Annotated in this window: 21 protein-coding genes; 12 read left to right on the top strand and 9 right to left on the bottom strand. The window is 63.5% G+C overall.

The window, feature by feature from the left end:
• Nucleotide 1: 1 nt before the first annotated feature.
• Genes fliQ through flhB form a run of 3 tightly spaced genes read left to right on the top strand, consistent with a single transcriptional unit; the run spans nt 2 to nt 2,200 of the window.
• Entirely contained in the window at nt 2-271 is a 270-nt protein-coding gene (fliQ, locus tag IX761_RS02835) for a flagellar biosynthesis protein FliQ (RefSeq protein WP_194788056.1), read from the top strand.
• A 7-nt stretch (nt 272-278) separates the two neighbouring features.
• Nucleotides 279-1,055 carry a flagellar biosynthetic protein FliR gene (gene fliR, locus IX761_RS02840; protein WP_194788059.1) on the top strand — a complete coding sequence of 259 codons (777 nt, stop codon included), beginning with the start codon at nt 279-281 and terminating at the stop codon, nt 1,053-1,055.
• 2 nt (nt 1,056-1,057) lie between these two features.
• Nucleotides 1,058-2,200 (top strand): flagellar biosynthesis protein FlhB, encoded by a 1,143-nt coding sequence (flhB, locus tag IX761_RS02845; RefSeq protein ID WP_194788061.1) that lies wholly within the window; start codon nt 1,058-1,060, stop codon nt 2,198-2,200.
• Here the strand turns inward: flhB and IX761_RS02850 are convergent, their stop codons facing one another.
• The 4 genes from IX761_RS02850 to IX761_RS02865 all read right to left on the bottom strand — a co-directional run bounded on the left by IX761_RS02850 (nt 2,201) and on the right by IX761_RS02865 (nt 6,255).
• Nucleotides 2,201-3,529, bottom strand: coding sequence for an MFS transporter (locus IX761_RS02850; RefSeq protein ID WP_194788064.1), 1,329 nt, complete (start codon nt 3,527-3,529; stop codon nt 2,201-2,203). It lies immediately after the preceding gene.
• A gap of 45 nt (nt 3,530-3,574) precedes the next feature.
• Nucleotides 3,575-4,768, bottom strand: a complete 1,194-nt coding sequence (gene lhgO, locus IX761_RS02855; RefSeq protein ID WP_194788067.1) for an L-2-hydroxyglutarate oxidase — start codon at nt 4,766-4,768, stop codon at nt 3,575-3,577.
• Between the two features lie 103 nt (nt 4,769-4,871).
• Entirely contained in the window at nt 4,872-5,582 is a 711-nt protein-coding gene (locus IX761_RS02860; RefSeq protein WP_194788069.1) for a FadR/GntR family transcriptional regulator, read from the bottom strand.
• A gap of 319 nt (nt 5,583-5,901) precedes the next feature.
• The gene (locus IX761_RS02865) at nt 5,902-6,255 is read right to left on the bottom strand and encodes a hypothetical protein (RefSeq protein WP_194788071.1); all 354 of its coding nucleotides are present in this window, start codon (nt 6,253-6,255) and stop codon (nt 5,902-5,904) included.
• A gap of 290 nt (nt 6,256-6,545) precedes the next feature.
• Between IX761_RS02865 and IX761_RS02870 the strand changes: the two genes are divergently transcribed.
• Nucleotides 6,546-11,411: an NAD-glutamate dehydrogenase gene (locus tag IX761_RS02870; RefSeq protein ID WP_194788073.1), complete on the top strand. Its 4,866-nt coding sequence runs from the start codon at nt 6,546-6,548 to the stop codon at nt 11,409-11,411.
• A 1,171-nt stretch (nt 11,412-12,582) separates the two neighbouring features.
• Here the strand turns inward: IX761_RS02870 and IX761_RS02875 are convergent.
• Nucleotides 12,583-13,401 carry a pyruvate, water dikinase regulatory protein gene (locus tag IX761_RS02875; RefSeq protein WP_194788075.1) on the bottom strand — a complete coding sequence of 273 codons (819 nt, stop codon included), beginning with the start codon at nt 13,399-13,401 and terminating at the stop codon, nt 12,583-12,585.
• A 182-nt stretch (nt 13,402-13,583) separates the two neighbouring features.
• Between IX761_RS02875 and ppsA the strand changes: the two genes are divergently transcribed.
• The 8 genes from ppsA (at nt 13,584) to IX761_RS02915 (ending at nt 21,909) form a co-directional block, all read left to right on the top strand.
• Complete coding sequence (gene ppsA / locus IX761_RS02880; protein ID WP_194788079.1) at nt 13,584-15,959, top strand: phosphoenolpyruvate synthase; 2,376 nt, start codon at nt 13,584-13,586, stop codon at nt 15,957-15,959.
• A 160-nt stretch (nt 15,960-16,119) separates the two neighbouring features.
• The gene (locus tag IX761_RS02885; protein WP_194788081.1) at nt 16,120-17,112 is read left to right on the top strand and encodes an alpha/beta fold hydrolase; all 993 of its coding nucleotides are present in this window, start codon (nt 16,120-16,122) and stop codon (nt 17,110-17,112) included.
• A gap of 160 nt (nt 17,113-17,272) precedes the next feature.
• Nucleotides 17,273-17,764, top strand: coding sequence for a ribonuclease E activity regulator RraA (gene rraA, locus IX761_RS02890; protein ID WP_194788084.1), 492 nt, complete (start codon nt 17,273-17,275; stop codon nt 17,762-17,764).
• A gap of 27 nt (nt 17,765-17,791) precedes the next feature.
• Complete coding sequence (locus IX761_RS02895; RefSeq protein ID WP_194788086.1) at nt 17,792-18,787, top strand: zinc transporter ZntB; 996 nt, start codon at nt 17,792-17,794, stop codon at nt 18,785-18,787.
• Between the two features lie 202 nt (nt 18,788-18,989).
• Complete coding sequence (locus tag IX761_RS02900) at nt 18,990-19,253, top strand: CrfX protein (protein WP_194788088.1); 264 nt, start codon at nt 18,990-18,992, stop codon at nt 19,251-19,253.
• A 2-nt stretch (nt 19,254-19,255) separates the two neighbouring features.
• A complete protein-coding gene (locus IX761_RS02905; RefSeq protein ID WP_194788093.1) occupies nt 19,256-20,080 on the top strand; it encodes a mechanosensitive ion channel family protein in 825 nt (274 codons plus the stop codon).
• A gap of 114 nt (nt 20,081-20,194) precedes the next feature.
• Nucleotides 20,195-20,761 carry an RNA polymerase sigma factor SigX gene (sigX, locus tag IX761_RS02910; protein WP_194788097.1) on the top strand — a complete coding sequence of 189 codons (567 nt, stop codon included), beginning with the start codon at nt 20,195-20,197 and terminating at the stop codon, nt 20,759-20,761.
• A 110-nt stretch (nt 20,762-20,871) separates the two neighbouring features.
• Nucleotides 20,872-21,909, top strand: a complete 1,038-nt coding sequence (locus IX761_RS02915; RefSeq protein WP_194788099.1) for an OmpA family protein — start codon at nt 20,872-20,874, stop codon at nt 21,907-21,909.
• A gap of 115 nt (nt 21,910-22,024) precedes the next feature.
• Here the strand turns inward: IX761_RS02915 and cobA are convergent, their stop codons facing one another.
• The 4 genes from cobA to IX761_RS02935 all read right to left on the bottom strand — a co-directional run bounded on the left by cobA (nt 22,025) and on the right by IX761_RS02935 (nt 26,614).
• Nucleotides 22,025-22,798 carry a uroporphyrinogen-III C-methyltransferase gene (gene cobA, locus IX761_RS02920; RefSeq protein WP_194788102.1) on the bottom strand — a complete coding sequence of 258 codons (774 nt, stop codon included), beginning with the start codon at nt 22,796-22,798 and terminating at the stop codon, nt 22,025-22,027.
• 28 nt (nt 22,799-22,826) lie between these two features.
• Complete coding sequence (locus tag IX761_RS02925) at nt 22,827-24,497, bottom strand: bifunctional protein-serine/threonine kinase/phosphatase (protein ID WP_194788104.1); 1,671 nt, start codon at nt 24,495-24,497, stop codon at nt 22,827-22,829.
• Between the two features lie 9 nt (nt 24,498-24,506).
• A complete protein-coding gene (locus IX761_RS02930; RefSeq protein WP_194788106.1) occupies nt 24,507-25,718 on the bottom strand; it encodes a nitrate/nitrite transporter in 1,212 nt (403 codons plus the stop codon).
• A 320-nt stretch (nt 25,719-26,038) separates the two neighbouring features.
• Nucleotides 26,039-26,614, bottom strand: coding sequence for an ANTAR domain-containing response regulator (locus tag IX761_RS02935; RefSeq protein WP_194788111.1), 576 nt, complete (start codon nt 26,612-26,614; stop codon nt 26,039-26,041).
• Between the last annotated feature and the right edge of the window lie 10 nt (nt 26,615-26,624).

Raw genomic sequence — 26,624 nt, forward strand, 5'->3', positions numbered from 1 at the left:
CATGACCCCAGAAGTCGCAGTCGACCTGTTTCGCGGAGCGCTGTGGATGACCACCATGATGGTGGCCATCCTGGTGGTCCCCAGCCTGCTGATCGGCCTGGTGGTGGCCATGTTCCAGGCCGCCACCCAGATCAACGAACAGACCCTGAGCTTCCTGCCGCGCCTGCTGGTGATGCTGGTGACGCTGATCGTCGTCGGCCCGTGGCTGGTGCAACAGTTCATGGAGTACTTCATCGGCTTGTACACCAGCATCCCGCAGCTGATCGGTTGAGCGCGCCATGCTGGAACTGACCGACACGCAGATCGGCACCTGGGTCGCCACCTTCATCCTGCCGATGTTCAGGGTCGCCGCGCTGTTGATGACCATGCCGATCATCGGCACCAAGATGCTGCCGGCACGGATCCGCCTGTATGTCGCCCTGGCGATCACCGTGGTGATCGTGCCGGGCCTGCCGCCGTTGCCAGAGATCGACCCGCTGAGCCTGCACGGCGTGCTGCTGTGCGCCGAGCAGGTGATCGTCGGCGCGTTGTTTGGCTTCTCGTTGCAGATGCTGTTCCAGGCCTTTGTGGTGGCCGGGCAGGTCGTCGCCGTGCAGATGGGCATGGCCTTCGCATCGATGGTCGACCCGGCCAACGGCGTCAACGTCGCGGTGGTCAGCCAGTTCATGACCATGCTGGTGAGTGTGCTGTTCCTGCTGATGAACGGTCACCTGGTGGCGCTGGAGATCCTGACCGAGAGTTTCACTACCCTCCCGGTCGGGCATGCCCTGGTGGTCAACCACTTCTGGGAGATGGCCGGACGCCTGGGTTGGGTGCTGGGCGCGGGTTTGTTGCTGATCCTGCCGGCGATCGCTGCACTGCTGGTGGTCAACATCGCCTTTGGTGTGATGACCCGGGCCGCGCCACAGTTGAATATTTTCTCCATCGGCTTCCCGCTGACCCTGGTCCTCGGGCTCGGCATCTTCTGGATCGGCTTGGCCGATATTCTCTCCCACTATCACGCACTGGCCAGCGAAGCGCTGCAGTGGATGCGTGAACTGGCACGGGCGCGCTGAGCATGGCCGAGAGCGAAAGCGGTCAGGACAAGACAGAGGAACCCACCGACAAAAAGATCCGCGATGCGCGCGAGAAAGGTGAGGTAGCACGCTCCAAGGAATTGAACACGGTGGCGGTCACCCTGGGCGGGGCCGGGGGGTTGATCGCGTTCGGCGGGCACCTTGCCGAGACGCTGATGGAGTTGATGCGCCTGAATTTCAGCCTGAGCCGCGATACCCTGATCAACGAGCAAAGCATGGGCACGGCCCTGCTGCTCTCGGGCAAGATGGCCCTCTGGGCGGTGCAGCCGGTGCTGATCTTGCTGTTCGTGATTTCCTTTGTGGCTCCCATTGCATTGGGCGGTTTTCTATTCTCCGGCAGCCTGCTGCAGCCCAAGTTCAGCCGCATGAACCCATTGTCGGGGATCAAGCGCATGTTCACGCTCAACGCCATGACCGAACTGCTCAAGGCCATGGCCAAGTTCTTTGTCATCCTGTTGGTAGCGCTGGTGGTGCTGGCCAACGACCGTCAGGCCCTGCTGGCCATCGCCAACGAACCACTGGAGCAGGCGATCATCCACAGCGTGCAGGTGGTGGGCTGGAGTGCGGTGTGGATGGCGGCGGGGCTGTTGCTGATCGCCGCCGCCGACGTGCCGTTCCAGCTGTGGCAGACCCACAACAAACTGAAGATGACCAAGCAGGAAGTGAAGGACGAATACAAGGACAGCGAGGGCAAGCCCGAGGTCAAGCAGCGTATTCGCCAGTTGCAGCGCGAGATGTCGCAGCGGCGCATGATGGCCGCGGTGCCCGAGGCCGACGTGATCATCACCAACCCGACTCACTACGCCGTGGCCCTCAAGTACGACCCGGAGAAGGGCGGGGCGGCGCCATTGTTGCTGGCCAAGGGCACCGACTTCGTCGCCCTGAAAATGCGCGAGATCGGCGTCGAGCACAAGGTGCAGATCCTCGAGTCGCCGGCCCTGGCGCGGGCGATCTACTACTCCACCGAACTCGAGCAGGAGATCCCCGCCGGGCTGTACCTGGCGGTGGCGCAGGTGCTGGCCTACGTGTTCCAGATCCGCCAGTACCGCGCCGGCAAGGGCAAGCCGCCAGAGCCGCTGAAGAAAGACCTGCCGATCCCCGACGACCTGCGGCGCGACAACTGATCAGTTCTTCGAGCGGGAGTGGCGCCAGCCCTGGTCGAAGCACGCGAACACCACCACCAGCACCCCGGCCACCGCCAGGATCAGGGCCACCCCGTCAGTGGAATGGGTGGCCGAACCCGCCACCAGTGCCAGCCCGCCCAGCGGCGCCAGGCCACCGGCTACCGCGGTGCCGACCTCGCGGCCGGTACCGAAGCCTGAAGAGCGGGTCTGGGTGGGGAACTGGCGGCTGAGGAACGATCCCTGCGGCGCGAACATCATCGGCGCCAGGATGCCCGTGCCCACCGCGATGGCCAGGTAGATCATCAGCGGCTCGCCCGTGGCCAGCAAGTGCAGGAACGGGTAGGCGAACAGTGCCGAGAGCAGCCCGCCGAGCATCAGCACGGTCTTGCTGCTCCACTTGTCGCACAGCCAGCCGAAGAACGGCACGGCGAAGATCGCCACCAGGCTGGCCAGAGTCACCGACAACGAGGTGACGTGCGCCTCGACGCCCTTGAACTGAGTGAGGTAGGCCAGGGAGAAGGTCTTGAAGATGTAGCTCAGGGCGTTGTAGCCGACCGCCACGAAGAACACCACGGCCAAGCCCTTGAGGTCGTGTTTGAACAGCAGCTTCAGCGGCGATACCTGCGGCTTGTCATCCGCCTTGTCGAGCTCCTTGAAATCCGGGGTCTCGGGGATGCTCTTGCGCACCCACAGGCCCACCGCGACCAGGGCGATGCTGGCGATGAAGGGGATGCGCCAGCCCCCGGCGAGGAGGAACTCATTGCCGTTCATGGTCAGCAGGTACACGGTCAGCGACGACAGCAGCAAGCCCAGGTTCAGCCCCAGCGCCGGCCACGCCCCCTGGCTGCCGCGCTTGCCCTCGCTGGCATGTTCATACGAGGTGACCGCCGCGCCGGACAGTTCGGCGCCAGCACCCAGGCCCTGGATGATGCGGATCACCACCAGCAGGATCGGTGCCCAGATACCGATGGTGGCGTAGCCCGGGATCAGGCCGATGAGCGCGGTGCACAGGCCCATCATGCAGAAGGTGATCACCAGCACGTGTTTGCGCCCGAAGCGGTCGCCCAGGTAGCCGAACAGCACGCCGCCGAAGGGGCGGGCGACGAAGCCGATGGCGAAGGTGGAGAACGCCAGCAGCGAGGCGACCGCCGGGTTGCTGGGGTCGAAGAAGATCTTCGAGAAGACGATCGCCGCCATGGTGGCGTACAGGTAGAAGTCGTACCACTCCAGCATCGAGCCGAAGATGGTCGCCGCCGCCACCTTGCGCAGGCGCTTGCGTTGCTGTTCGGGGGTCTCGCTCGCGGCCGGGGCCGCCTCGTGTACCGACATCGTGTTTTCCTTGTTGTCTTTGTAGTTGTGGGTGCAGCGGGTGAATCAGCGGGCCTTGAGGATCTTCTCGGCGATCATCTGGCCGATGGGGATGGCCGAGGTGGCGGCGGGCGAGGGTGCGTTGCACACATGCACCATGCGGGGGGTCTCGGCGAACAGGAAGTCGTGCACCAGGGTGCCGTCGCGCATCACCGCCTGGGCGCGGATGCCGGCCTCATAGGGCAGCAGGTCCTCGACCGCGAGCGACGGGCAGTACTTGCGGCACTGTTCCAGGTAGCCGCGCTTGAACAGTGAGTTCTTCATTTCGGTGGTGCCGGAGCCGAGGTTGTTCCAGATGGTTTTCCAGAAGCCCGGGAAGCTTGCGTACTCGGCGACATCACGCCAGTTCACCGCGAATTTTCGATAGTTCTCCCGGCCCAATCCGAGCACCGCGTTGGGGCCGACGGTGACGCTGCCGTCGATCATCCGGGTCAGGTGCACCCCCAGGAATGGCAGCTCCGGGTCGGGGATGGGGTAGATCAGGTGATTGACGATCTGGTTCTTGCTCGCCGGCAAGCGGTAGTACTCGCCACGGAACGGGATGATCTGGTGGTCGATCTTCACCCCGGCCAGGCGTGCCAGGCGGTCGGACTGCAAGCCGGCGCAGGCCACCAGCTGGCGCGCCTGCCAGGTGTTGCCGTCGCTGCTGATACTGACGTGTTCGGCGTGTTCCTGGATGGCACGTACCGGGGTGGACAGGTGCAGCTCGCCGCCCGCCTGGCGAATCACCTTGGCCATGGCGTTGCACACCTGCTTGTAGTCGACGATGCCAGTGGCATCGAGGAACAGCGCACCCTGGCCGACGATGTTCGGTTCGCGTTCATGCAGTTCGGCGGCATCGAGGCGCTCGACCTTGAGGCCGTTCTGCTGTGAGCGTTCGTACAGTGCCTGCATGCGCTGCACTTCCAGGTCGTTCGAGGCCACCAGCAGCTTGCCGCACACTTCGAAGGCGATGCCGTGCTCGGTGCAGAAGTCCTTGGTCGCCTGTGCGCCACGCTTGCATAGCTCGGCCTTGAGGCTGCCCGGGGCGTAGTAGATACCGGCGTGGATCACGCCGCTGTTGTGGCCGGTCTGGTGGCGGCCGAGCGAGCTTTCCTTTTCCAGGATCAGCAACGAGGCGCCGGGGCGCTGTTCGAGCAGGGCCATGGCGGTGGCCAGGCCGACGATGCCGCCGCCGATGATGCAGTAGTCGTAGGTCATGCAGGGTTACCTTGGTGTTCTTGTCGGTGGATCTGCTTATCAGGTTGTCAGACTAACTAGTGCGCGTGAAAACCTCGCCAGGTTGCGATGAGGTTCTCCGAGGTCAGTCGAGGGTGGGCAGGTCGAGTTTCAGGCGTTTTGCCGAAGCGCGCAGGTGCGCTTCGGCACAGGCGGCGGCAGCGACGCGGTCGCCGTCATGGATGGCCTGGTACAGCGCCCGATGCTCACGCAGGGCATCGGCCGAGCCGCCTACCGAGTGGGCGGCGGAGTTTTCCCAGGCGTTGCGGCGTGCGGCGGCCAGCTGGCCACCAAGGAAGTCGTGGAAGGCGACGAAGTAATCGTTCTTGCTGGCTTCGGCGATGGCACGATGAAACGCGACATCGGCGGCCGAGGCGCTGGCCAGGTCGCTGCGCGGGTCTTCCATGGTGCCCAGGGCGAAGGCCATGTGGTTCAGATCCTGTGCGTCACGGCGGCGCGCGGCGATGGCGGCGGCCTGGGTCTCGATCCACAGGCGCATCTCGAACATCTGCACCAGGTCGGGTTTGCGCCCCTGGCTGCCAGGGAAGCGAAACACCGTGCCGTGTGGCGTCTGCGAGATGTACGAGCCAAGCCCGCGGCGGGCGATCAGCACGCCATCGGCCTTGAGCTGCGCCACCGCCTCGCGCACCACCGAGCGGCTGACGTTCAGCTGTTCGGCCAGTTGCTGTTCGGTGGGCAGGCGCGATTCGGCGGCCAGGCGGCCGGCATCGATCTCGGCGCGGATGGCGCTGACGACGCGTTCGACCAGGGTGTCGGGGCGCTGGAGCTCTAACATGGGGTGAGGGATGTCGTTTGATCAGGTTGTCAGACAATGCCTGCCGCAGCTAGGACTGTCAATGTCATCAAGTGGGTCATGTGTTGGTAGTGACCTCATCGCGGGGCAAGCCCGCTCCCACCCAAAGCCTTGCACGGTCCGTGTAGGAGCGGCCTTGTGCCGCGAATGGGTCGCAGAGCGGCCCCAGCGATCTTGGGAGTACTCGAGATCCTGGGGGCGCTGCGCACCCCTTTCGCGGCACAAGGCCGCTCCTACAGAAAACCTGCGCAGCTCCCACGCTTGAGGTTGTGGGAGCGGGCTTGCCCCGCGATCGATCTGTTCACAGCTCGCTGACGTATGTCCCTGTCCCGTCGAGGATTATGCGCAGGGTTTGTTCGACTTCCGACAGATCGGTTCCTTCGCTTGTCAGCACGATCTCCAGCTGCTCATCCCCCTTGAGCGCATCACGATCCCCCGCAGCCACCTCGATCAGCAGTCGCGCGGCACTCAGGGTCACTTTCAGCCCGTCCAGGGTCGAGGGTTCGTCATCCAGCGTCAGGTCGACAGTGTCCTCGTCCGGATAGCGGGTGAGCAGGAACATCTGGCCTTTGTCGCTGTGACAGCACAGGGTCGCCATGTTGTCTTCCTCGTCGTCACAGGGGGTGGCGAACAGCAGGGCGGTCTTCAGTTGCATGGGGTGGCTCTGGGCAATGAAATGAAAAGGAATTCTGACAGCCTTGCGGCCTTCGTTAAACGTAAAGTTACCGCGCATTGACCGAAATTGTCGCAGCGCTGCAAGCCGGAGTGACCGTTCAGTCGTTAAGCTGCCCTGTCGATGGGTTCCCGTAAAGGCACAGCCACCGCGCAGTCGCTTTTGCAGGTACCCAACGCCGCCGTTTTGCCACGGGTTGGCTATGGTTGATCCGTGCAAGGCGCATGTACGCGACGCTTCACCTATAACAAAGCCCAAGCGGAGTACCACAGATGGCGTTCTTCACCGCAGCCAGCAAAGCCGACTTCCAGCATCAACTGCAAGCGGCCCTGGCGCAGCACATCAGCGAACAGTCCCTGCCACAAGTGGCGCTGTTCGCCGAACAGTTCTTCGGCATCATCTCTCTGGACGAACTCACTCAGCGCCGGCTTTCCGACCTGGCCGGCTGCACACTTTCCGCCTGGCGCATCATCGAGCGCTTTGACCCCGAACACCCGCAGGTACGCGTCTACAACCCCGATTACGAACGCCACGGCTGGCAATCCACACACACCGTGGTCGAAGTGCTGCACCACGACCTGCCCTTCCTGGTCGACTCGGTGCGCACTGAACTCAACCGCCGCGGCTACAGCATCCACACCCTGCAGACCACGGTGCTCAGCGTGCGCCGTGGCGCCAAGGGCGAGCTGGTCGAGCTGCTGCCCAAGGGCACCCAGGGCGAGGGCGTCAGCCACGAATCGCTGATGTACCTGGAAATCGACCGTTGCTCCAGTACCGCCGAACTCAATACGCTCACCAAAGAGCTTGAGCAGGTGCTGGCCGAAGTGCGTGGCGTGGTCTGCGACTTCGAACCGATGAAGGCCAAGATCCACGAACTGCTGGAGTTGGTCGAACAGAACGCGTTCGGTCCGGCGCAAAACGACAAGGCCGAGGTGAAGAGCTTCCTGTCGTGGCTGCTGGACAACCATTTCACCTTCCTCGGCTACGAAGAGTTCACCGTCGAGTCCGACGCTGCCGGTGGCCATCTGGTGTACGACGAGCAGTCGTTCCTCGGCCTGGCCCGCCTGTTGCGCGCAGGGCTGGGGGCCGATGACCTGCGCATCGAGGATTACGCTGTCGCCTATCTGCGCGAACCGCGCCTGCTGTCGTTCGCCAAAGCCTCGCAACCGAGCCGTGTGCACCGCCCGGCCTACCCGGACTACGTCTCGATCCGCCAGATCGACCAGGACGGCAACGTGGTCAAGGAGTGCCGCTTCATGGGCTTGTACACCTCGTCGGTGTATGGCGAGAGCGTGCATACCATCCCGTATATCCGCGGCAAGGTCGCCGAAGTGGAGCGTCGCTCGCATTTCGACCCCAAGGCCCACCTGGGCAAGGAGTTGGCCCAGGTACTGGAAGTGCTGCCGCGCGACGACCTGTTCCAGACCCCGGTCGACGAGCTGTTGAGCACCGTCATGTCGATCGTGCAGATCCAGGAGCGCAACAAGATCCGCGTGTTCCTGCGCAAGGACCCGTATGGTCGCTTCTGCTACTGCCTGGCCTACGTGCCGCGTGAGATCTACTCCACCGAAGTGCGGCAGAAGATCCAGCAGGTGCTGATGGAGCGCCTGAAGGCCACCGATTGCGAGTTCTGGACGTTCTTCTCGGAATCGGTGCTGGCGCGGGTGCAACTGATCCTGCGCGTTGACCCGAAGAACCGCATCGACATCGACCCGCAACAGCTGGAAAACGAAGTGATCCAGGCCTGCCGCTCGTGGCAGGACGACTTCTCGGCGCTGGTGGTGGAGAACTTCGGCGAAGCCCAGGGCACCAACATCCTGGCCGACTTCCCCAAGGGCTTCCCGGCCGGCTACCGCGAGCGCTTCGCCGCCCACTCGGCGGTGGTCGACATGCAGCACGTGCTCAACCTGTCCGAGCACAAGCCGCTGGCCATGAGCTTCTACCAGCCGCTCACGCAGCTCGGTGAGCGTACCCTGCACTGCAAGCTATACCACGCCGATACGCCGCTGGCGCTGTCGGACGTGCTGCCTATTCTCGAGAACCTCGGCCTGCGCGTGCTCGGCGAGTTCCCGTACCGCCTGCGCCATGCCAGCGGCCGTGAGTTCTGGATCCACGACTTCGCATTCACCTACAGCGAAGGCCTCAACCTCGACATCCAGCAACTCAATGACACCTTCCAGGACGCCTTCGTCCACATCGTCAAGGGCGACGCCGAGAACGATGCGTTCAACCGCCTGGTGCTGACCGCCGGCCTGCCGTGGCGTGACGTGGCGCTGCTGCGCGCCTACGCCCGCTATCTCAAGCAGATCCGCCTGGGCTTCGACCTGGGCTATATCGCCAGCACCCTGAACAACCACACCGACATCGCCCGCGAACTGACCCGGTTGTTCAAGACCCGCTTCTACCTGGCGCGCAAACTGACCCAGGAAGACCTCGACGACAAGCAGCAGCGCCTGGAGCAGGCGATCCTCACCGCCCTGGACGACGTCCAGGTGCTCAACGAGGACCGCATCCTGCGCCGCTACCTGGACCTGATCAAGGCCACCCTGCGCACCAACTTCTACCAACCAGATGTGAACGGGCAGAACAAGTCGTACTTCAGCTTCAAGTTCAACCCCAAGCTGATCCCCGAACTGCCGAAACCGGTGCCGAAGTTCGAGATCTTCGTCTACTCGCCAAGGGTCGAGGGCGTGCACCTGCGCTTCGGCAACGTCGCCCGTGGCGGCCTGCGCTGGTCGGACCGCGAAGAAGACTTCCGCACCGAAGTGCTGGGCCTGGTCAAGGCGCAGCAGGTGAAGAACTCGGTGATCGTGCCGGTCGGCGCCAAGGGCGGCTTCCTGCCGCGCCGCCTACCACTGGGCGGCAGCCGTGACGAAATCGCCGCCGAAGGCGTGGCGTGCTACCGCATCTTCATCTCGGGCTTGCTCGACATCACCGACAACCTCAAGGACGGTGGCGTGGTGCCGCCGGCGAACGTGGTGCGTCACGATGACGACGACCCGTACCTGGTGGTGGCGGCGGACAAGGGCACCGCGACCTTCTCCGACATCGCCAACGGCATTGCCATCGACTACGGCTTCTGGCTGGGCGACGCGTTCGCCTCGGGCGGCTCGGCCGGCTACGACCACAAGAAGATGGGCATTACCGCCCGTGGCGCGTGGGTGGGGGTGCAACGTCACTTCCGCGAGCGCGGCATCAACGTGCAGGAAGACCCGATCACCGTGGTGGGTGTCGGCGACATGGCCGGTGACGTGTTCGGCAACGGCTTGCTGATGTCGGAGAAACTGCAACTGGTGGCGGCGTTCAACCACTTGCACATCTTCATCGACCCGAACCCGGACCCGGCCACCAGCTTTGTCGAGCGCAAGCGTCTGTTCGACCTGCCGCGCTCGGCCTGGAGCGACTATGACACCAGCATCATGTCCGAAGGCGGCGGGATCTTCCCGCGTAGCGCCAAGAGCATCGCCATCAGCCCGCAGATGAAGGAACGCTTCGCCATCGAAGCCGACCGGCTGACCCCGACCGAGCTGTTGCATGCCTTGCTGCAAGCTCCGGTGGACCTGCTGTGGAACGGCGGTATCGGCACCTACGTCAAGGCCAGTACAGAAAGCCACGCCGACGTCGGTGACAAGGCCAACGATGCCCTGCGCGTCAACGGCAACGAGCTGCGTTGCAAGGTGGTGGGCGAGGGCGGCAACCTGGGCATGACCCAGCTCGGCCGTGTCGAGTTCGGCTTGAATGGCGGCGCCACCAACACCGACTTCATCGACAACGCCGGCGGCGTGGACTGCTCCGACCACGAGGTCAACATCAAGATCCTGCTCAACGAAGTGGTGCAGGGCGGCGACATGACCGAGAAGCAGCGCAACCAGCTGCTGGGCAGCATGACCGATGAGGTTGCCGGCTTGGTGCTGGGCAACAACTACAAGCAGACGCAAGCGCTGTCGCTGGCTGCGCGCCGTGCCCGTGAGCGGATCGCCGAGTACAAGCGCCTGATGGCCGATCTGGAAGCCCGTGGCAAGCTGGATCGTGCCATCGAGTTCCTGCCCACCGAAGAACAGCTGGCCGAGCGCCTGGCCGCGGGTCAAGGCCTGACCCGCGCCGAGCTGTCGGTGCTGATCTCGTACAGCAAGATCGACCTCAAGGAGCAACTGCTCAAGTCGCTGGTACCGGACGACGACTACCTCACCCGCGACATGGAGACCGCGTTCCCGCCGTCGCTGGTGAGCAAGTTCGCCGACTCCATGCGTCGCCATCGCCTGAAGCGCGAGATTGTCAGCACCCAGATCGCCAACGACCTGGTCAACAACATGGGCATCACCTTCGTGCAGCGCTTGAAGGAGTCCACTGGCATGAGCCCGGCCAACGTGGCTGGCGCCTATGTGATCGTGCGCGACATCTTCCACCTGCCGCACTGGTTCCGCCAGATCGAGGCCCTGGACTACCAAGTGCCGGCGGAGATCCAGCTGACGCTGATGGACGAGCTGATGCGCCTGGGGCGTCGTGCTACTCGCTGGTTCCTGCGTAGCCGTCGTAATGAACAGGACGCTGGTCGTGACGTGGCGCACTTCGGGCCGAAGATCGCCCAGCTGGGGCTCAAGCTCGACGAGTTGCTGGAAGGCCCGACCCGCGAGCGTTGGATGGTTCGTTACCAGGGCTTCGTCGAAGCCGGGGTGCCGGAGCTTTTGGCGCGGATGGTGGCTGGTACCACCCATCTGTACACCCTGCTGCCGATCATCGAGGCATCGGACGTGACTGGGCATGATCCTGCGCAGGTGGCCAAGGCGTTCTTTGCCGTGGGCAGTTCGCTCGACCTGACCTGGTACTTGCAGGAGGTTAGCAACCTGCAGGTGGAGAACAACTGGCAAGCCCTGGCCCGCGAGGCGTTCCGCGACGATATCGACTTGCAGCAGCGGGCGATCACGATCTCGGTGTTGCAGATGGCCGATGCGCCGGAAGACATGGATGCCCGTGTGGCGCTGTGGTGCGAGCAGCATCGGGTGATGGTGGAGCGCTGGCGCGCCATGCTCGATGACCTGCGCAACGCTACGGGTACCGACTATGCGATGTATGCGGTGGCCAACCGTGAGCTGGTTGACCTGGCGATGAGTGGGCAGGCGGCGGTGATTCCGTCCTGATTCTAGCGTTGAGGTGAAAAAAGCCCTGGCAGTGATGCTGGGGCTTTTTTATTTGATCTTGGGTATGGGTGGATGTGATGAGTTGTTAGTTGGTTAGTTGGTTAGTTGGTTAGTTGGTTGGTTCTGAAGATTGTGAGTATATCCATTTTCGATGGTGACGCTTATTCACCTTTCCGCCCTTACGGCGGGTAACTTTTTGAAGGATCAAAAAGTCACCAAAAAATCCTCGCTCCATTCATACGGCCCCTACGCTGCGCTCCGGGGTTCCCTCACTCCGGTCTTGCTCCCGGGAGTACGCACCGAAGGGCCATCCATGGCCCATCGGTGCTCGACGGGCATCCATGCCCGTCGCCTCCCTCCGCAAGCCCTTCGATCGGCCTCCTGAAGTCGCGAAGTTAGGGGCGGCGCCTATATTGGCGCTGCTGTCGCTAGTTGCTTGTTGTGTTGGATATCAAATTGCATTCGCCGGCAAGCCGGCTCCTACGCGTGTACGAACTGTTAATTGCACACCCCGTCCGTAGGAGCCGGCTTGCCGGCGAGCAGGTCATTAAAAACAACACATCAATAACAATTAAATACTCGCTGCTCTTGCTCTTGCTCTTGCTCTTGCTCTTGCTCTTGCTCTTGCTCTTGCTCTTGCTCTTGCTCTTGCTCTTGCTCTTGCTCTTGCTCTTGCTCTTGCTCTTGCTCTTGCTCTTGCTCTTGCTCTTGCTTCTAAGCGCGCGATAGTCCAGTCACCGCCAAACGCGACTTCAGGAGGCCGAACGTAGGACTTGCGGAGCGGGGCGATGGGCATGGATGCCCATCGAGCACCGATGGGCCATGGATGGCCCTTCGGTGCGTCCACGCGGGAGCAAGGCCGGAGTGAGGGAACCCCGGAGCGAAGCGTAGGGGCCGGATGAATGGAGCAAGGATTTTTTGGTGACTTTTTGATCCTTCAAAAAGTTACCCGCCGTAAGGGCGGAAAGGTGAGTCAGCGTCTCCATCGCCAATGGATATTCACGCAGTACCAACACCCACACGCTAAATTTGCGACCGCGACCGCGACCGCGACCGCGACCGCGCACCAACGCTACCAACCTCTTCACGGCTAAACCCGCCCGCACAGTTCGGTGTACTGCTCGAGCATTGCAGCGAATGCGACAGATCGGCTCTACCTGCCAGCCACCCGTTACTTGAACCGCCGTTCCACGCCTTTCTCCACGAGGATCTTCGCCGAGATCTCCTCCACCGAAAAATGCGTGGAGTTGATGTTGGGAATGTTCTCCCGACGGAACAGGTTCTCCACCTCACGTACCTCGAACTCGCACTGGGCAAAGCTCGAATAGCGGCTGTTGGGCTTGCGCTCGTGGCGGATCGCGGTCAGGCGGTCGGGGTCGATGGTCAGGCCGAACAGCTTGTTCTGGTGCTTCTTCAGCACCGCCGGCAGCTGCAGGCGCTCCATGTCATCCTCGGTAAGCGGGTAGTTGGCAGCGCGAATGCCGAACTGCATGGCCATGTACAGGCAAGTTGGGGTCTTGCCGCAGCGCGACACGCCCACCAGGATCAGGTCGGCCTTGTCGTAGTAGTGCGTGCGCGCGCCATCGTCGTTGTCGAGGGCGAAGTTGACCGCCTCGATGCGCTCCATGTAGTTGGAGTTGCCGCCGATCGAGTGGGATTTGCCCACCGAATACGACGAATGGGCGGTCAATTCCTGCTCGAGTGGGGATAAAAACGTCGAAAAGATGTCGATCATGAAGCCATTGGACGTGGCCATGACCTCACGGATGTCCTGGTTGACGATGGTGTCGAAGATGATCGGGCGAACCCCGTCGCGCTCGGCCGCCGCATTGATCTGCTGGACCATGGCCCGGGCCTTGTCCAGCGTGTCGATGTAGGGACGGGTGAATTTATTGAACGGAATGCTCTCGAATTGTGCGAGCAGGCTCTGGCCCAGCGTTTCTGCAGTGATGCCGGTACCGTCGGAGATGAAAAACGCAGTTCGTTTCATTTGCACCTGGGGGCCTTAAGCTGCCGAAGATTTCTGGATATGATAGGTTCGGTTTGCCGAACGCGGTTGCTCGGCATTCTCACTTATTTTCCAGGTCCAGGCCACAAGCGTCCCGGCCCAGTCGCAGAGCAGACAGGCGGGCGCCCTTGAGCTTTTCCAATACAGTTAGTGGAGAGATCACCTTGGTAGAGTACGTAGTTTCCCTCGATAAGCTCGGCGTCCATGATGTGGAGCATGTGGGGGGCAAGAACGCATCCCTGGGCGAGATGATCAGCAATCTTGCTGGTGCCGGTGTGTCGGTGCCGGGCGGCTTTGCCACTACGGCTCAGGCGTACCGCGACTTTCTCGAACAGAGTGGCCTGAACGACCGTATCCATGCCGCGCTCGACGCGCTGGACGTCGACGACATCAATGCGCTGACCAAGACCGGCGCACAGATCCGCCAGTGGGTCATGGAAGCCGAATTCCCGGCACGTCTTGATTCGGAAATCCGTACGGCCTTCACCGCCATGGCCGCTGGCAACGACAACATGGCCGTGGCTGTGCGCTCCTCGGCCACTGCCGAAGACCTGCCGGACGCCTCGTTCGCCGGTCAGCAGGAAACCTTCCTCAACATCCGTGGCGTCGACAACGTGATCCGCGCGGCCAAGGAAGTCTTTGCCTCGCTGTTCAACGACCGTGCCATCGCCTACCGCGTACACCAGGGCTTCGACCACAAGCTGGTCGCCCTGTCCGCCGGTGTGCAGCGCATGGTTCGCTCCGAAACCGGTACCGCCGGTGTGATGTTCACCCTCGACACCGAGTCGGGCTTCCGTGACGTGGTATTCATCACCGGCGCCTACGGCCTGGGTGAAACCGTGGTGCAGGGTGCGGTCAACCCTGACGAGTTCTACGTGCACAAGAACACCCTGCAGGCTGGCCGTCCGGCCATTCTGCGCCGCAACCTGGGCAGCAAGGCGATCAAGATGGTCTATGGCGACGAAGCCAAGGCCGGTCGTTCGGTCAAGACCGTCGAAGTCGACCGCGCCGAGCGCGCGCGCTTCTGCCTGAGCGACGCCGAAGTGGCGGAGCTGGCCAAGCAGGCGATGATCATCGAGCAGCACTACCAGCGCCCGATGGACATCGAGTGGGCCAAGGACGGTGACGACGGCAAGCTGTACATCGTCCAGGCCCGCCCTGAAACCGTGAAGAGCCGCGCCAGCGCCAATGTCATGGAACGCTACCTGCTCAAGGAGAAGGGCACCGTGCTGGTCGAAGGCCGTGCCATTGGCCAGCGCATCGGCGCCGGCAAAGTTCGCGTGATCAAGGACGTGTCGGAAATGGACAAGGTCCAGCCCGGTGACGTACTGGTCTCCGACATGACCGACCCGGACTGGGAGCCGGTGATGAAGCGCGCCAGCGCCATCGTCACCAACCGCGGCGGGCGTACCTGCCACGCGGCGATCATCGCCCGTGAACTGGGTATCCCGGCGGTTGTCGGTTGCGGCAACGCCACCCAGCTGCTCAAGGATGGCCAGGGCGTGACCGTTTCCTGCGCCGAAGGCGACACCGGCTTCATCTTCGAAGGCGAACTGGGCTTCGACGTCAAGCAGAACTCGGTGGACGCCATGCCCGAGCTGCCATTCAAGATCATGATGAACGTCGGCAACCCGGACCGCGCGTTCGACTTCGCCCAGCTGCCCAACGAAGGTGTGGGCCTGGCGCGCCTGGAGTTCATCATCAACCGCATGATCGGCGTGCACCCCAAGGCGCTGCTGAACTATGCAGGCCTGCCGCCGGAGCTTAAAGAGAGCGTCGACAAGCGCATCGCGGGTTACAACGACCCGGTTGGCTTCTATGTCGAGAAGCTGGTCGAGGGCATCAGCACCCTGGCCGCAGCGTTCTACCCGAAAAAGGTCATCGTGCGCCTGTCGGACTTCAAGTCCAACGAATACGCCAACCTGATCGGCGGCAAGCTCTACGAGCCGGAAGAAGAGAACCCGATGCTGGGCTTCCGCGGCGCCTCGCGCTACATCAGCGAGTCGTTCCGTGACTGCTTCGAGCTCGAATGCCGTGCGCTCAAGCGCGTGCGCAACGAGATGGGCCTGACCAACGTCGAGATCATGGTGCCGTTCGTGCGCACCCTGGGCGAAGCCAGCCAGGTTGTCGACCTGCTCGCCGAGAACGGCCTGGCCCGCGGTGACAACGGCCTGCGCGTGATCATGATGTGCGAGCTGCCGTCCAACGCCATCCTGGCCGAAGAATTCCTCGAATACTTCGACGGCTTCTCGATCGGTTCCAACGACCTGACCCAGCTCACCCTTGGCCTGGACCGGGACTCGGGCATCATCGCCCACCTGTTCGACGAGCGAAATCCAGCCGTCAAGAAGCTGCTGGCCAATGCCATCGCGGCGTGCAACAAGGCCGGCAAGTACATTGGCATCTGCGGCCAGGGCCCTTCGGACCACCCGGACCTGGCCAAGTGGCTGATGGAGCAGGGCATCGAGAGCGTCTCGCTGAACCCTGACTCGGTGCTCGAGACCTGGTTCTTCCTGGCCGAAGGCCAGGGCGCGGCCTGATGTGGTGAGCGCGCGGGTGCCCTGGCACCTGCGCATCGAACCTGTGGGAGCGGGCTTGCCCCGCGATAGCGTCAGCAAGGACAACTGTGTGGTCCGATCTGGCGCTGTCGCGGGGCAAGCCCGCTCCCACGTTGTGTTTCCCCAGTTTGTTTGTGAACCCATGCAAAGCAGCAGCACCCAGTTTCCCGTCGCGTTGCTCAGTGCCGAGCGCCGCGGCGACCTCAGTGAAGACGTCTACCGGATCAAGGCCGCCAACAGCCCCGACCCGAGCGTCGAACTCGCCGTCACCCGCCTGGGCCTGGCCGACCAAGGGCGCGCCCAGGGCGTGCCGGTCATCCTGCTGCACGGCAGTTTTTCCAACCGACGCTTCTGGTACTCCCCCAAGGGTATCGGCCTGGGCGCTCATCTCGCCCGTGCCGGCTTCGATGTGTGGATCCCGGAGATGCGAGGCCATGGCCTGTCGCCGCGCAACCGTGACTGGCGGCACAACCAAGTGGCCGACTACGCCCGCTACGACCTGCCGGTGATCGGCGCCTTCGTTCAGGAGCAGGCCGGGCGCGCGCCGCACTGGCTGGGCCATTCCCTGGGCGGCACCACCCTGGCCGCTGCGCTGGGCAGTGGCTACCTGGCCAGTCATATGGTGGCCAGCGCGGCGTTCTTCGGTGCCCAGGTCAGCCGTGTGTACTGGCCATTGAAGGTGCCGCCGGTAGCCTGGGGGGCGAAGCTGTTGATCAAGCGCTTTGCGCAGATCTCCGGGTCGCGGCTCAAGCGTGGCCCGGAAGACGAACCGATCGGCTTGGCGCTGGAAAGCCTGCGCTGGAATGGTCTGTTCGGTCGCTTTGGCGACAAGGATCGCGATTGGTGGGCGGGGTTGGCTGAGGTCGAAGTGCCGGTGCTGGCGGTGGCGGGTGCAGGGGACTTCCAGGACCCGGTGTGGGCCTGCCGCAAGCTGTTCGAGCAATTGGGTGGCGACAACAAGCAGTTCCTGTGCTTGGGGCGCGAGCAGGGTTTCGACGCCTTCGGGCATGTCGACATGCTGGTCAGCAAGGCCGCGCAGGTTCAGGTGTGGCCGTTGGTGGAGCGGTGGTTGCGCGATCCGCTGCTGCCGGTGCATGAGTCGACGGTGGTGGCGGAGCCATTGGCCGCCAGCTGAAACTTTGGTTGCTGCATCTGGCCTTATCGCCGGCTTGTCGGCGATAAGGCCAGTCTGGACGGTACAAAATTGACTGTCCGGTCCCGGATGACGGTCATGCCTGCTACGGTGTAGCCTTGATCCCACCTTCGCTTTCGTTGTGACTGACAGGAGTTTCCCCATGCAGCATTACGTAACGCCCGACCTGTGCGACGCCTACCCGGACCTGGTCCAGGTGCTCGAACCCATGTTCAGCAACTTCGGCGGCCGCGATTCGTTCGGTGGCCAGATCGTCACCATCAAATGCTTCGAAGACAACTCGTTGGTCAAGGAGCAAGTGGAGCTCGACGGCAAGGGCAAGGTGCTGGTGGTCGACGGCGGTGGTTCGCTGCGCCGGGCGCTGCTGGGCGACATGCTGGCGGAAAAAGCCGCGAAGAACGGTTGGGAAGGCCTGGTGATCTACGGCTGCGTGCGTGACGTCGATGTGCTGATCCAGACCGACGTGGGCGTGCAGGCGCTGGCCAGCCACCCGATGAAGACCGACAAGCGCGGCATCGGCGACCTGAACGTCGCGGTAACCTTCGCTGGCGTGACCTTCCGCCCGGGCGAATACGTGTATGCCGACAACAACGGCGTGATCGTCTCGCCCAGCCCGCTGAAAATGCCGGAGTGACGCGCCGCGCGCGCTGATGGAGCTTTGATGTTCGAGGAAGACAACGCGCAGTGGGGGCTGGTGCATGCCCTGGTGCTCGATGGCAAGGGCGGCGCGCGTTCGATTGCTCGCACCGAGTTAGACGGCTTGCAGCTGCAGCCTCTGGAGAGCCTGTGGCTGCACTGGGATCGCAGCCATCCGCAGACCCGCACCTGGTTGCTGCACGACAGCGGCCTGAGCGAGTTCGCCTGCGACCTGCTGCTGGAGGAAAACACCCGCCCACGCGTGTTGCAGATGGCCAACGAGCAGATGCTGCTGTTCCTGCGTGGGGTCAACCTCAACCCCGGGGCTGAACCCGAAGACATGGTCTCGGTGCGTATTTTTGCCGAAGCGCGCAGGGTGATCTCGCTGCGTTTGCGGCCACTGCGCGCCAGCGACGAGGTGCTTCAGCAGCTGGATGAGGGCAGGGGACCGAAATCGGCCTCGGAGCTGCTGTTGTTGATGGGCGAACTGCTCACCGCCAAGGTCCAGGCGCTGGTCAGCGACCTGTCGGAAGCGGTCGACCTCGAAGAAGAGAAGGTGGAAGCCGACGAACGGTACACCCCCGAGCAGGGCAGCCTGCAGCAGATTCGTCGCCGCGCCGCCGGCCTGCGTCGTTTTCTCGCGCCGCAACGTGACATCTATGCCCAGTTGTCGCGCAACAAGTGCAGCTGGTTCGCCGACCCCGATGGCGACTACTGGAACGAACTCAACAACAGCCTGATCCGCTATCTGGAAGAACTCGAACTGGCCCGTGAGCGTGCCGCGCTGGTGCTGGAAAGCGAGGACCGGCGGCGCAGCGAACGGATGAACCGGACCATGTACCGGTTCGGCATCATCACCTGCATCTTCCTGCCCATGAGCTTCGTCACCGGTTTGCTGGGCATCAATGTCGGCGGTATCCCGGGCTCCAGCAGCCCGTATGGTTTCCTGTTCGCCAGCTTGATTGTGTTGGGGCTGGCGGTGGGACAGTGGTGGTTGTTCCGCAAGTTGCGGTGGGTGTAGATGGTCATTGGTCCGTACTGGCCCCATCGCCGGCAAGCCGGCTCCCACAGGTTTCGGGGTGCCTCCAGTGCTGTGGGAGCTGGCTTGCCAGCGATGGGGTCGGCGCAATTGTGTGAAACGCATCTTGAAACATTCGTCCCACATCCCTGTGTGACCCATCGCTCGCAGCCCTCGTCTTTGACTGACACTGCGCGAGGTGCCCATGCACGATCCGTTTGAAGAATCCCTGCGCGACCTGCTCAAGGCGTCGCCGTCCGGCCAGGACCGTGACGACGCTGCGTGCCTGGGGCGCGTGCTCAAGACCGCCAACCGCCAGGTTGGTGCGGGCGATCTGTTCAGCCTGCTGGGCCGTTGGAGCCAGGCGCTGCTGATCGCGGTCAACAATGGCTCGGCGCATGTCGCGCCGGTGCGTCGCAACGCTACCCGAAAACCTGCCGCCGGCAGCAACGTAGATAAGGCCGATTGATTATGGAACTCGATCTCTGGACCCAGAGCCTGGTCACCGCCATGACTGCCCTTTGGACCAAGGTGGCGAACTTCATCCCCAACCTGTTCGGCGCGCTGGTGGTGGTGCTGCTCGGTTTCGTCGTGGCGAAACTGCTCGACACCCTGCTCTCCAAGGTGCTGGCCAAGTTCGGCCTCGACCGTTTGATGAGCGGCACCGGGCTGACCAAGATGCTGGCGCGGGTGGGCATTCAGGTGCCGATCTCGACGCTGATCGGCAAGATCGTCTACTGGTTCGTGCTGTTGATCTTCCTGGTCTCGGCCGCGGAATCCCTGGGCTTGGAGCGGGTGTCCGCAACCCTCGACATGCTCGCCCTGTACCTGCCCAAGGTGTTCGGCGCGGCGCTGGTGCTGCTGGCCGGCGTGCTCCTGGCGCAACTGGCCAACGGCCTGGTGCGTGGCGCCGCCGAAGGCATTGGCCTGGAATATGCGGCGGGCCTCGGGCGCATCGCCCAGGGCCTGGTGATCATCATCAGCATCTCGGTGGCGATCAGCCAGCTCGAGGTCAAGACCGACCTGCTCAACCACGTGATCGTCATCGGTTTGATTACCGTTGGTCTGGCAATTGCGTTGGCCATGGGCCTGGGCAGCCGCGAAATCGCCGGGCAGATTCTGGCCGGCATTTATGTGCGCGAACTCTACGAAGTGGGCCAGCACGTGCGTATTGGCGAGGTCGAAGGCCATATCGAAGAGATCGGCACGGTCAAGACGACGCTGCTCACCGATGATGGCGAACTGGTGTCGCTGTCCAACCGTGTCCTGCTCGAGCAGCGTGTAAATAGCCGCTAACCGCACAAAAGCTGTTAATGTATGCCGCCGCAAAAATCGGCCCTTGGGGCTGAGCGGCGTCATTGACCTGTACTGTCGGCCAGATCCGTTTTGAATAGAGTTCACTCGCCGCCCATGCGTTATGACCCCCGTGAGCTCACCGACGAGGAGTTGGTGGCACGTTCCCATGAGGAACTGTTTCACGTTACCCGCGCCTATGAGGAGCTCATGCGGCGCTACCAGCGCACGCTGTTCAACGTGTGTGCGCGTTACTTGGGGAACGACCGGGACGCTGACGATGTCTGTCAGGAGGTGATGCTCAAGGTGCTGTACGGTCTGAAGAACTTCGAGGGTAAATCCAAGTTCAAGACCTGGCTCTACAGCATCACCTACAACGAATGCATCACCCAGTACCGCAAGGAGCGGCGCAAGCGAAGGCTGATGGATGCCCTGAGTCTCGACCCTATTGAAGAGGCGTCCGAAGACAAGGCTCCGAAGCCGGAAGAGAAGGGTGGGCTGGATAAATGGCTGGTGCATGTGAACCCGATCGACCGGGAAATCCTGGTGCTGCGATTTGTCGCAGAGCTGGAGTTCCAGGAGATCGCCGACATCATGCACATGGGCCTGAGCGCCACGAAAATGCGCTACAAGCGGGCGCTAGACAAGCTTAGAGAGAAATTTGCAGGTCTCACTGAAACTTAGTGGCCAGCAAATATCTCTAACCAACCGGCGAGTTCTGCTAGACTTGCCGTCGAGTTGTCCCCCGGATGTTGGTGGGACTGCTTAACTATCACCAGATGGGGATTTAACGGATGAAATTGAAAAACACCTTGGGCTTGGCCATTGGCTCGCTCGTAGCCGCTACTTCGTTCGGCGTTCTGGCTCAAGGCCAAGGCGCAGTCGAGATCGAAGGTAACGTCACCAAGCAGTACTACGACAGCGAACGTAACTTCAAGAACGACGGCACCAACCCTGGCGTGCGCCTGGGTTACTTCCTGACCGACGACGTCTCCCTGGACCTGGGTTACAACGAAACCCACAACGCCCGTGGTGAAGTCTTCAACAAGGACATCAAGGGTTCCAAGACCAAGCTCGACGCCACCTACCACTTCGGTACCGTGGGTGACGCTCTGCGTCCGTACGTTTCCGCTGGTTTCGCTCACGAGAGCCTGGGCCAGGCCACTCGCAGCGGCCGCGACCACTCCACCTTCGCCAACGTTGGCGCTGGCGCCAAGTGGTACATCACCGACATGTTCTTCGCCCGTGCTGGCGTAGAAGCCATGTACAACATCGACAACGGCAACACCGAGTGGGGTCCGACCGTTGGTCTGGGTCTGAACTTCGGTGGCAGCGGTGGCAAAGTTGCCCCGGCTCCGGCTCCAGTTGCCGAAGTCTGCTCCGACAGCGACAACGATGGCGTCTGCGACAACGTCGACAAGTGCCCTGACACCCCAGCCAACGTTACCGTTGACGCTGATGGCTGCCCGGCTGTTGCCGAAGTCGTTCGCGTTGAGCTGGACGTCAAGTTCGACTTCGACAAGTCGGTCGTCAAGCCAAACAGCTACGGCGACATCAAGAACCTGGCTGACTTCATGAAGCAGTACCCTCAGACCACCACCACCGTGGAAGGTCACACTGACTCCGTCGGCCCAGACGCTTACAACCAGAAGCTGTCCGAGCGTCGTGCCAGCGCTGTCAAGCAGGTCCTGACCCAGCAGTACGGCATCGAATCCAGCCGTGTTGACTCGGTTGGCTACGGTGAGACCCGTCCGGTCGCCGACAACGCCACCGACGCTGGCCGCGCCGTCAACCGTCGCGTAGAAGCTCAGGTAGAAGCCCAGGCCAAGTAATTGGTTTGACGCTTCACGAAAAACCCGGCCTCGGCCGGGTTTTTCTTTGCCTGGGGTTTGTGATCTGCAGGAGCGGCCTTGTGTCGCGAAGGGGCCGCATCGCGGCCCCAGGATCTTAGCCTTGATGCATCAATTGCCGGGGCCGCTCTGCGGCCCTTTCGCGACACAAGGCCGCGACTACAGAGGGCCGCACCACTTCACCAATCACCAGGATCGCCGGGCTGCGCAAGCCAAAGGCCCGCGCGTCTGCCTCCAGTGCCGCCAGGTGGCTACGACATTCGCGCTGCTGGGGCAAAGAGGCGTTCTCGATCATTGCTACGGGCGTACCAGGCGCCATGCCGCCTTCCAGCAGACCCTGGCGAATCTGCTCCAGGCGCGCCACGCCCATGTACAGCACCAAGGTTGTGCCGCCCCGGGCCAGGGCCTGCCAGTCCAGTTCGCTGTCATCCTGGGTATGCGCCGTCAGCAACGTCACGCCTCGGCTGACGCCACGCAAGGTCAGTGGGATACCACATTGGGTCGCGCCGGCCAGCCCTGCGGTGATGCCATTGACCACCTCGACCTCGATGCCATGCCCCTGCAACCAAAGCGCCTCTTCACCGCCGCGGCCGAAGATGCACGGGTCGCCACCTTTGAGCCGCACCACGCAGCGCCCCTGACGCGCGTGGCGCAGCATCAGGCGCTGGATGAAGGCCTGGGGCGTGGAGCGGCAGCCACCGCGCTTGCCCACGGCAATCACCCGCGCCTGCGGGCAGTGGGCCAGCACGGCAGGGTTGACCAGGTCGTCGATCATCACCACCTGGGCCTCAGTCAATGCGCGCACGGCCTTGAGGGTGAGCAGCTCGGGGTCGCCGGGGCCGGCACCGACCAGCCAGACTTTTGCATTCATCACGGGGTTCCTCATTGGCAGGCGCCGCTCAGCCCTTGAACAGGGCGAACAGCAGGATCAGGTTGAACAGCAGGGCCAGCAGCGCCAGGGTGCGCCAGACCTTCAAGGGCTCACGTTCCAGTAACGGGCGCGGGCGCTCAGGCAGCGCCTGGCGATCACCTCGCTCAAGCAGCAGCAACCATTGCTCGGCGGTTTCGAAGCGTTGGGCAGGGTCGGCGGCCACCGCTTGCTCGAGGTTGCGCTGCAACCATTCCGGCAGGTCGGGGCGGTAGCGTCCGGCATTGACCGGTACGCCGAAGCGCGGGCGCTGAAACGCCTCGACTTCGCCGTAGGGGTAGTGGCCGGTCAACAGGTGGTACAGGGTTACACCGGCGGCGTAGATATCCTGGCGCGGGCTCGGGGGCACGCCGTCGAACGCTTCCGGGGCGAGGTAGGACGGTGTGCCTGGCAGGGCGTGGGGTTGGTCTTCGGACAGCCCCGGGCAGTAGGCCAGGCCGAAGTCGAGCAGGCGCAATTGACCGTCTTCGCCCAGGTGCAGGTTTTCCGGCTTGATGTCACGGTGCAGCAGGTTGCGCCGGTGCAGCACACCGACAGCCTGCAGCAGCTGGCGGGCCGTCTCCAGCCATTGTGGCAAGGGCAGTGGCCCGTTGGTCTTGAGCAGGTTGGCGAGCGTCGTGCCGGGGTACTCGCGCATCAGGTAATAGAGGTGCTGGCGCTGACCGGCAGGGTGGGTTTCGGGGAAATGGCGACCGGCGACCCGGCGCAGGAACCACTCCTCCAGCAGCAGGCCCTGGGCGGCCCCGGGTTCGTCGTCTCGGGCTTGGGGCAACGTCTTGAGCAGCCAGTGCTGACCGTGCTCGTCGCGTGCTCGATAAAGCAGTGATTGTCGGCTTTGGGCCACCAGTCCTTCGATCTGCCAGCCATCGAGCGTCTGCCCTTCACGCAGTGGGCCGGGGAGTGGCCATTGTCCCAGCTGCGCCAAGGTGTCGCCGAGGTTCGTCGCACCCAACTGCTCGACCCGCACCAGCAGGGCGCTGGCGTTGTCCTGGCTACCACAGTGGTGGGCGGTGGCCACCAGCGTGTCGGCGGCGTCCTGCAAGTCAGGTTGTTCACGCAGGATTGTCTGGATGCGCTGGTCGCCAACACTGGCCCATACCCCATCGCTGAGCAGCAGGTAGCACTCGCCTTCGCGCAGTTCACCGTCCAGGTAGTCGACCAGCAGTTGCTGGTCCAGGCCTAGCGCGCGCTTGAGCACATGCTGCATACCGGGTTGGTCCCAGACATGATCTTCGCTCAGGCAGTGCAGCTGGCCGTCGTGCCAGCGGTAGATGCGGCAGTCGCCGACGTGGGCGAGGGTGAAGCGCCGCCCACGTAGCACCAGGGCGCTGAGGGTGGTGAGCAGGGGTTGGCCATTGCCCTGGGCTCGCAACCAGCGGTTCTGCGCCAGCAGCAGTCGGTCCAGGGCCTGGGCCACGCCCCAGGTGGCGGGGGTGGCGTAGTAGTCCAGCGCCAGGGCCTGCAAGCTGGCCCGCGCCGCCAGGCCGCCGTCGGCGCAGTGGCTGACACCATCGGCGAGGGCGAACAGGTAACCCTTGCTCGCCGCCAGTTCCGGCGCGGGGGTGACCAGGCGCAGGGCATCCTGGTTCTCCGCGCGCGGCCCGGTGGCGCTGGCCTGGGCGAAGCTAAGTTGCAGGCTCATGGCAGCGCCTCAGACCCGCGCCGCAGTGACGGCGGCCGAGCCCCAGGTGGTGCGCCAGCGCTGTTTCACGCCGTGCAGGCCGAACCAGGCCAGCAGGCCAAGGCTGGCGAACAGCCACAAGCCCAGCTGGTAGTCGCCGGTGTGCTGCTTGATGGTGCCCAGGCCCGCCGCCAATACGAAGCCGCCGATGCCGCCGGCCATGCCGATCAGCCCGGTCATCACCCCGATCTCCTGGCGGAAGCGCTGTGGCACCAGCTGGAACACCGCGCCGTTGCCGGCGCCCAGGCCGAGCATGGCGCTGACGAACAGGGCCAGCGCCGCCGCGGCGCTGGGCAGGTTGAAACCGACTGCGGCGATGCACACGGCGGCCACGCTGTACATCGCCAGCAAGGTGCGGATGCCGCCGAAACGGTCAGCCAGGGCACCCCCTAGCGGGCGCATCAGGCTGCCGGCGAAGACGCAGGCGGCGGTGTAGTAGCCGGCGGTCACCGGGCTGAGCTGGTATTGGTCGCTGAAGTAGCCGGGCAGGGCGCTGGCCAGGCCGATGAAGCCGCCGAAGGTGACGCTGTAGAAGAACATGAACCACCAGCTGTCGCGGTCACCGAGGGCCTTGAGGTAGTCGGCCATGGCCTTGGGCTTGGGCCGCTGAGGTGCGTTGCGCGCCAGCAGGGCGAACAGCGCCAGGGTCAGCAGCAGGGGCAGCACGGCGAAGCCGAACACGTTGTTCCAGCCATAGGCCGCCGCCAGCACTGGTGCCAGCAGCGCGGCGAACACCGTGCCGGAATTGCCGGCGCCAGCGATGCCCATGGCCTTGCCCTGGTGCTGCGGTGGGTACCATTGCGAAGCCAGCGGCAGCGAGACGGCGAACGAAGCACCGGCGACGCCCAGGCACACACCCAGCAGCAGTACCTGCTCGTAGCTGTGCACGCCCAGGTGCCAGGCGCAGGCCAGGGCGGCGATCACCACCACCTGGCCGATCAGCCCGGCGGTCTTGGGTGACAGGCGGTCTACCAGCAGGCCCATGGCGAAGCGCAGCACCGCACCGGCGAGGATTGGCGTGGCCACCATCAGGCCCCGTTGCTGTGCAGTCAGTTGCAGGTCGGTGGCGATCTGCACCGCCATCGGGCCGAGCAGGTACCACACCATGAAGCTCAGGTCGAAATACAGGAAGGCAGCGAACAGGGTGGGCACATGCCCGGATTTCCAGAAGCTCGTATTCATCGAACACCTCGTTCGGCGTGCAACACAGGGGCGGAAACGAAAAAGACGCCGCTGCCCGGTCCACGGCTGTGGAGGGGGAGCGACGTCTTTGTCGGGGTATGGGAGGGCAACCGCCGTTGGCTACCTGAGGGTTCACTGAGCAAGAGCCGGGCCAAGTGTGTTGGCGCCGGTAGCTGTAGGAGCGGCCTTGTGTCGCGAAAGGGCTGCGCAGCAGCCCCTGCAATCTTGAGATGGAATCGCGATCCTGGGGCCGCTGCGCGCCCCTTTCCGGCCGGTCCGGCGCCCCGGCAAGGCCGCTCCTACAGTTGAAAAATGGGGTTTCAGCCAAGCATCTCCGACATGGCAATGATCTGTTCCGCCACCTGGATCAGCTTCTGCTGGCGGCTCATGGCCTGGCGGCGCATCAGGGTGTAGGCCTGTTCCTCGTTGCAGTCCTTCATCTTCATCAGCAGGCCCTTGGCCTGCTCGATGCGCTTGCGTTCGGCCAACTGCTGGTCGCGGGCCAGCAACTGGGCCTTGAGTGCCTGGTCGCTTTCGAAGCGGGCCATGGCCACATCGAGGATCGGTTGCAGGCGCGCGGCGTGGATGCCCTCGACGATGTAGGCGCTGACCCCGGCCTGGATCGCCTGGCGCATCACCCCTGGGTCGTGCTCGTCGGTGAACAGTACGATCGGCCGGGGCTGGTCGCGGCTGACCAGCACCACTTGTTCCATCACATCGCGGCCTGGTGACTCGGTATCGATCAGCACCACGTCCGGGTGCACTGTTTCGACGCAGGCGGGCAGGTCGATGGTCAGGCCGGCGGCTTCGATCACCTCGAAGCCGGCCTCGACCAGGGCAGCCTTGAGGCGGCCGACTTTTTTCTCGGTGTCGTCGATCAGCAGGATGCGCAGCATGTTTGTGCCC

Source organism: Pseudomonas sp. UFMG81 (assembly GCF_015354575.1).
In the GTDB taxonomy this organism is placed as follows: domain Bacteria; phylum Pseudomonadota; class Gammaproteobacteria; order Pseudomonadales; family Pseudomonadaceae; genus Aquipseudomonas.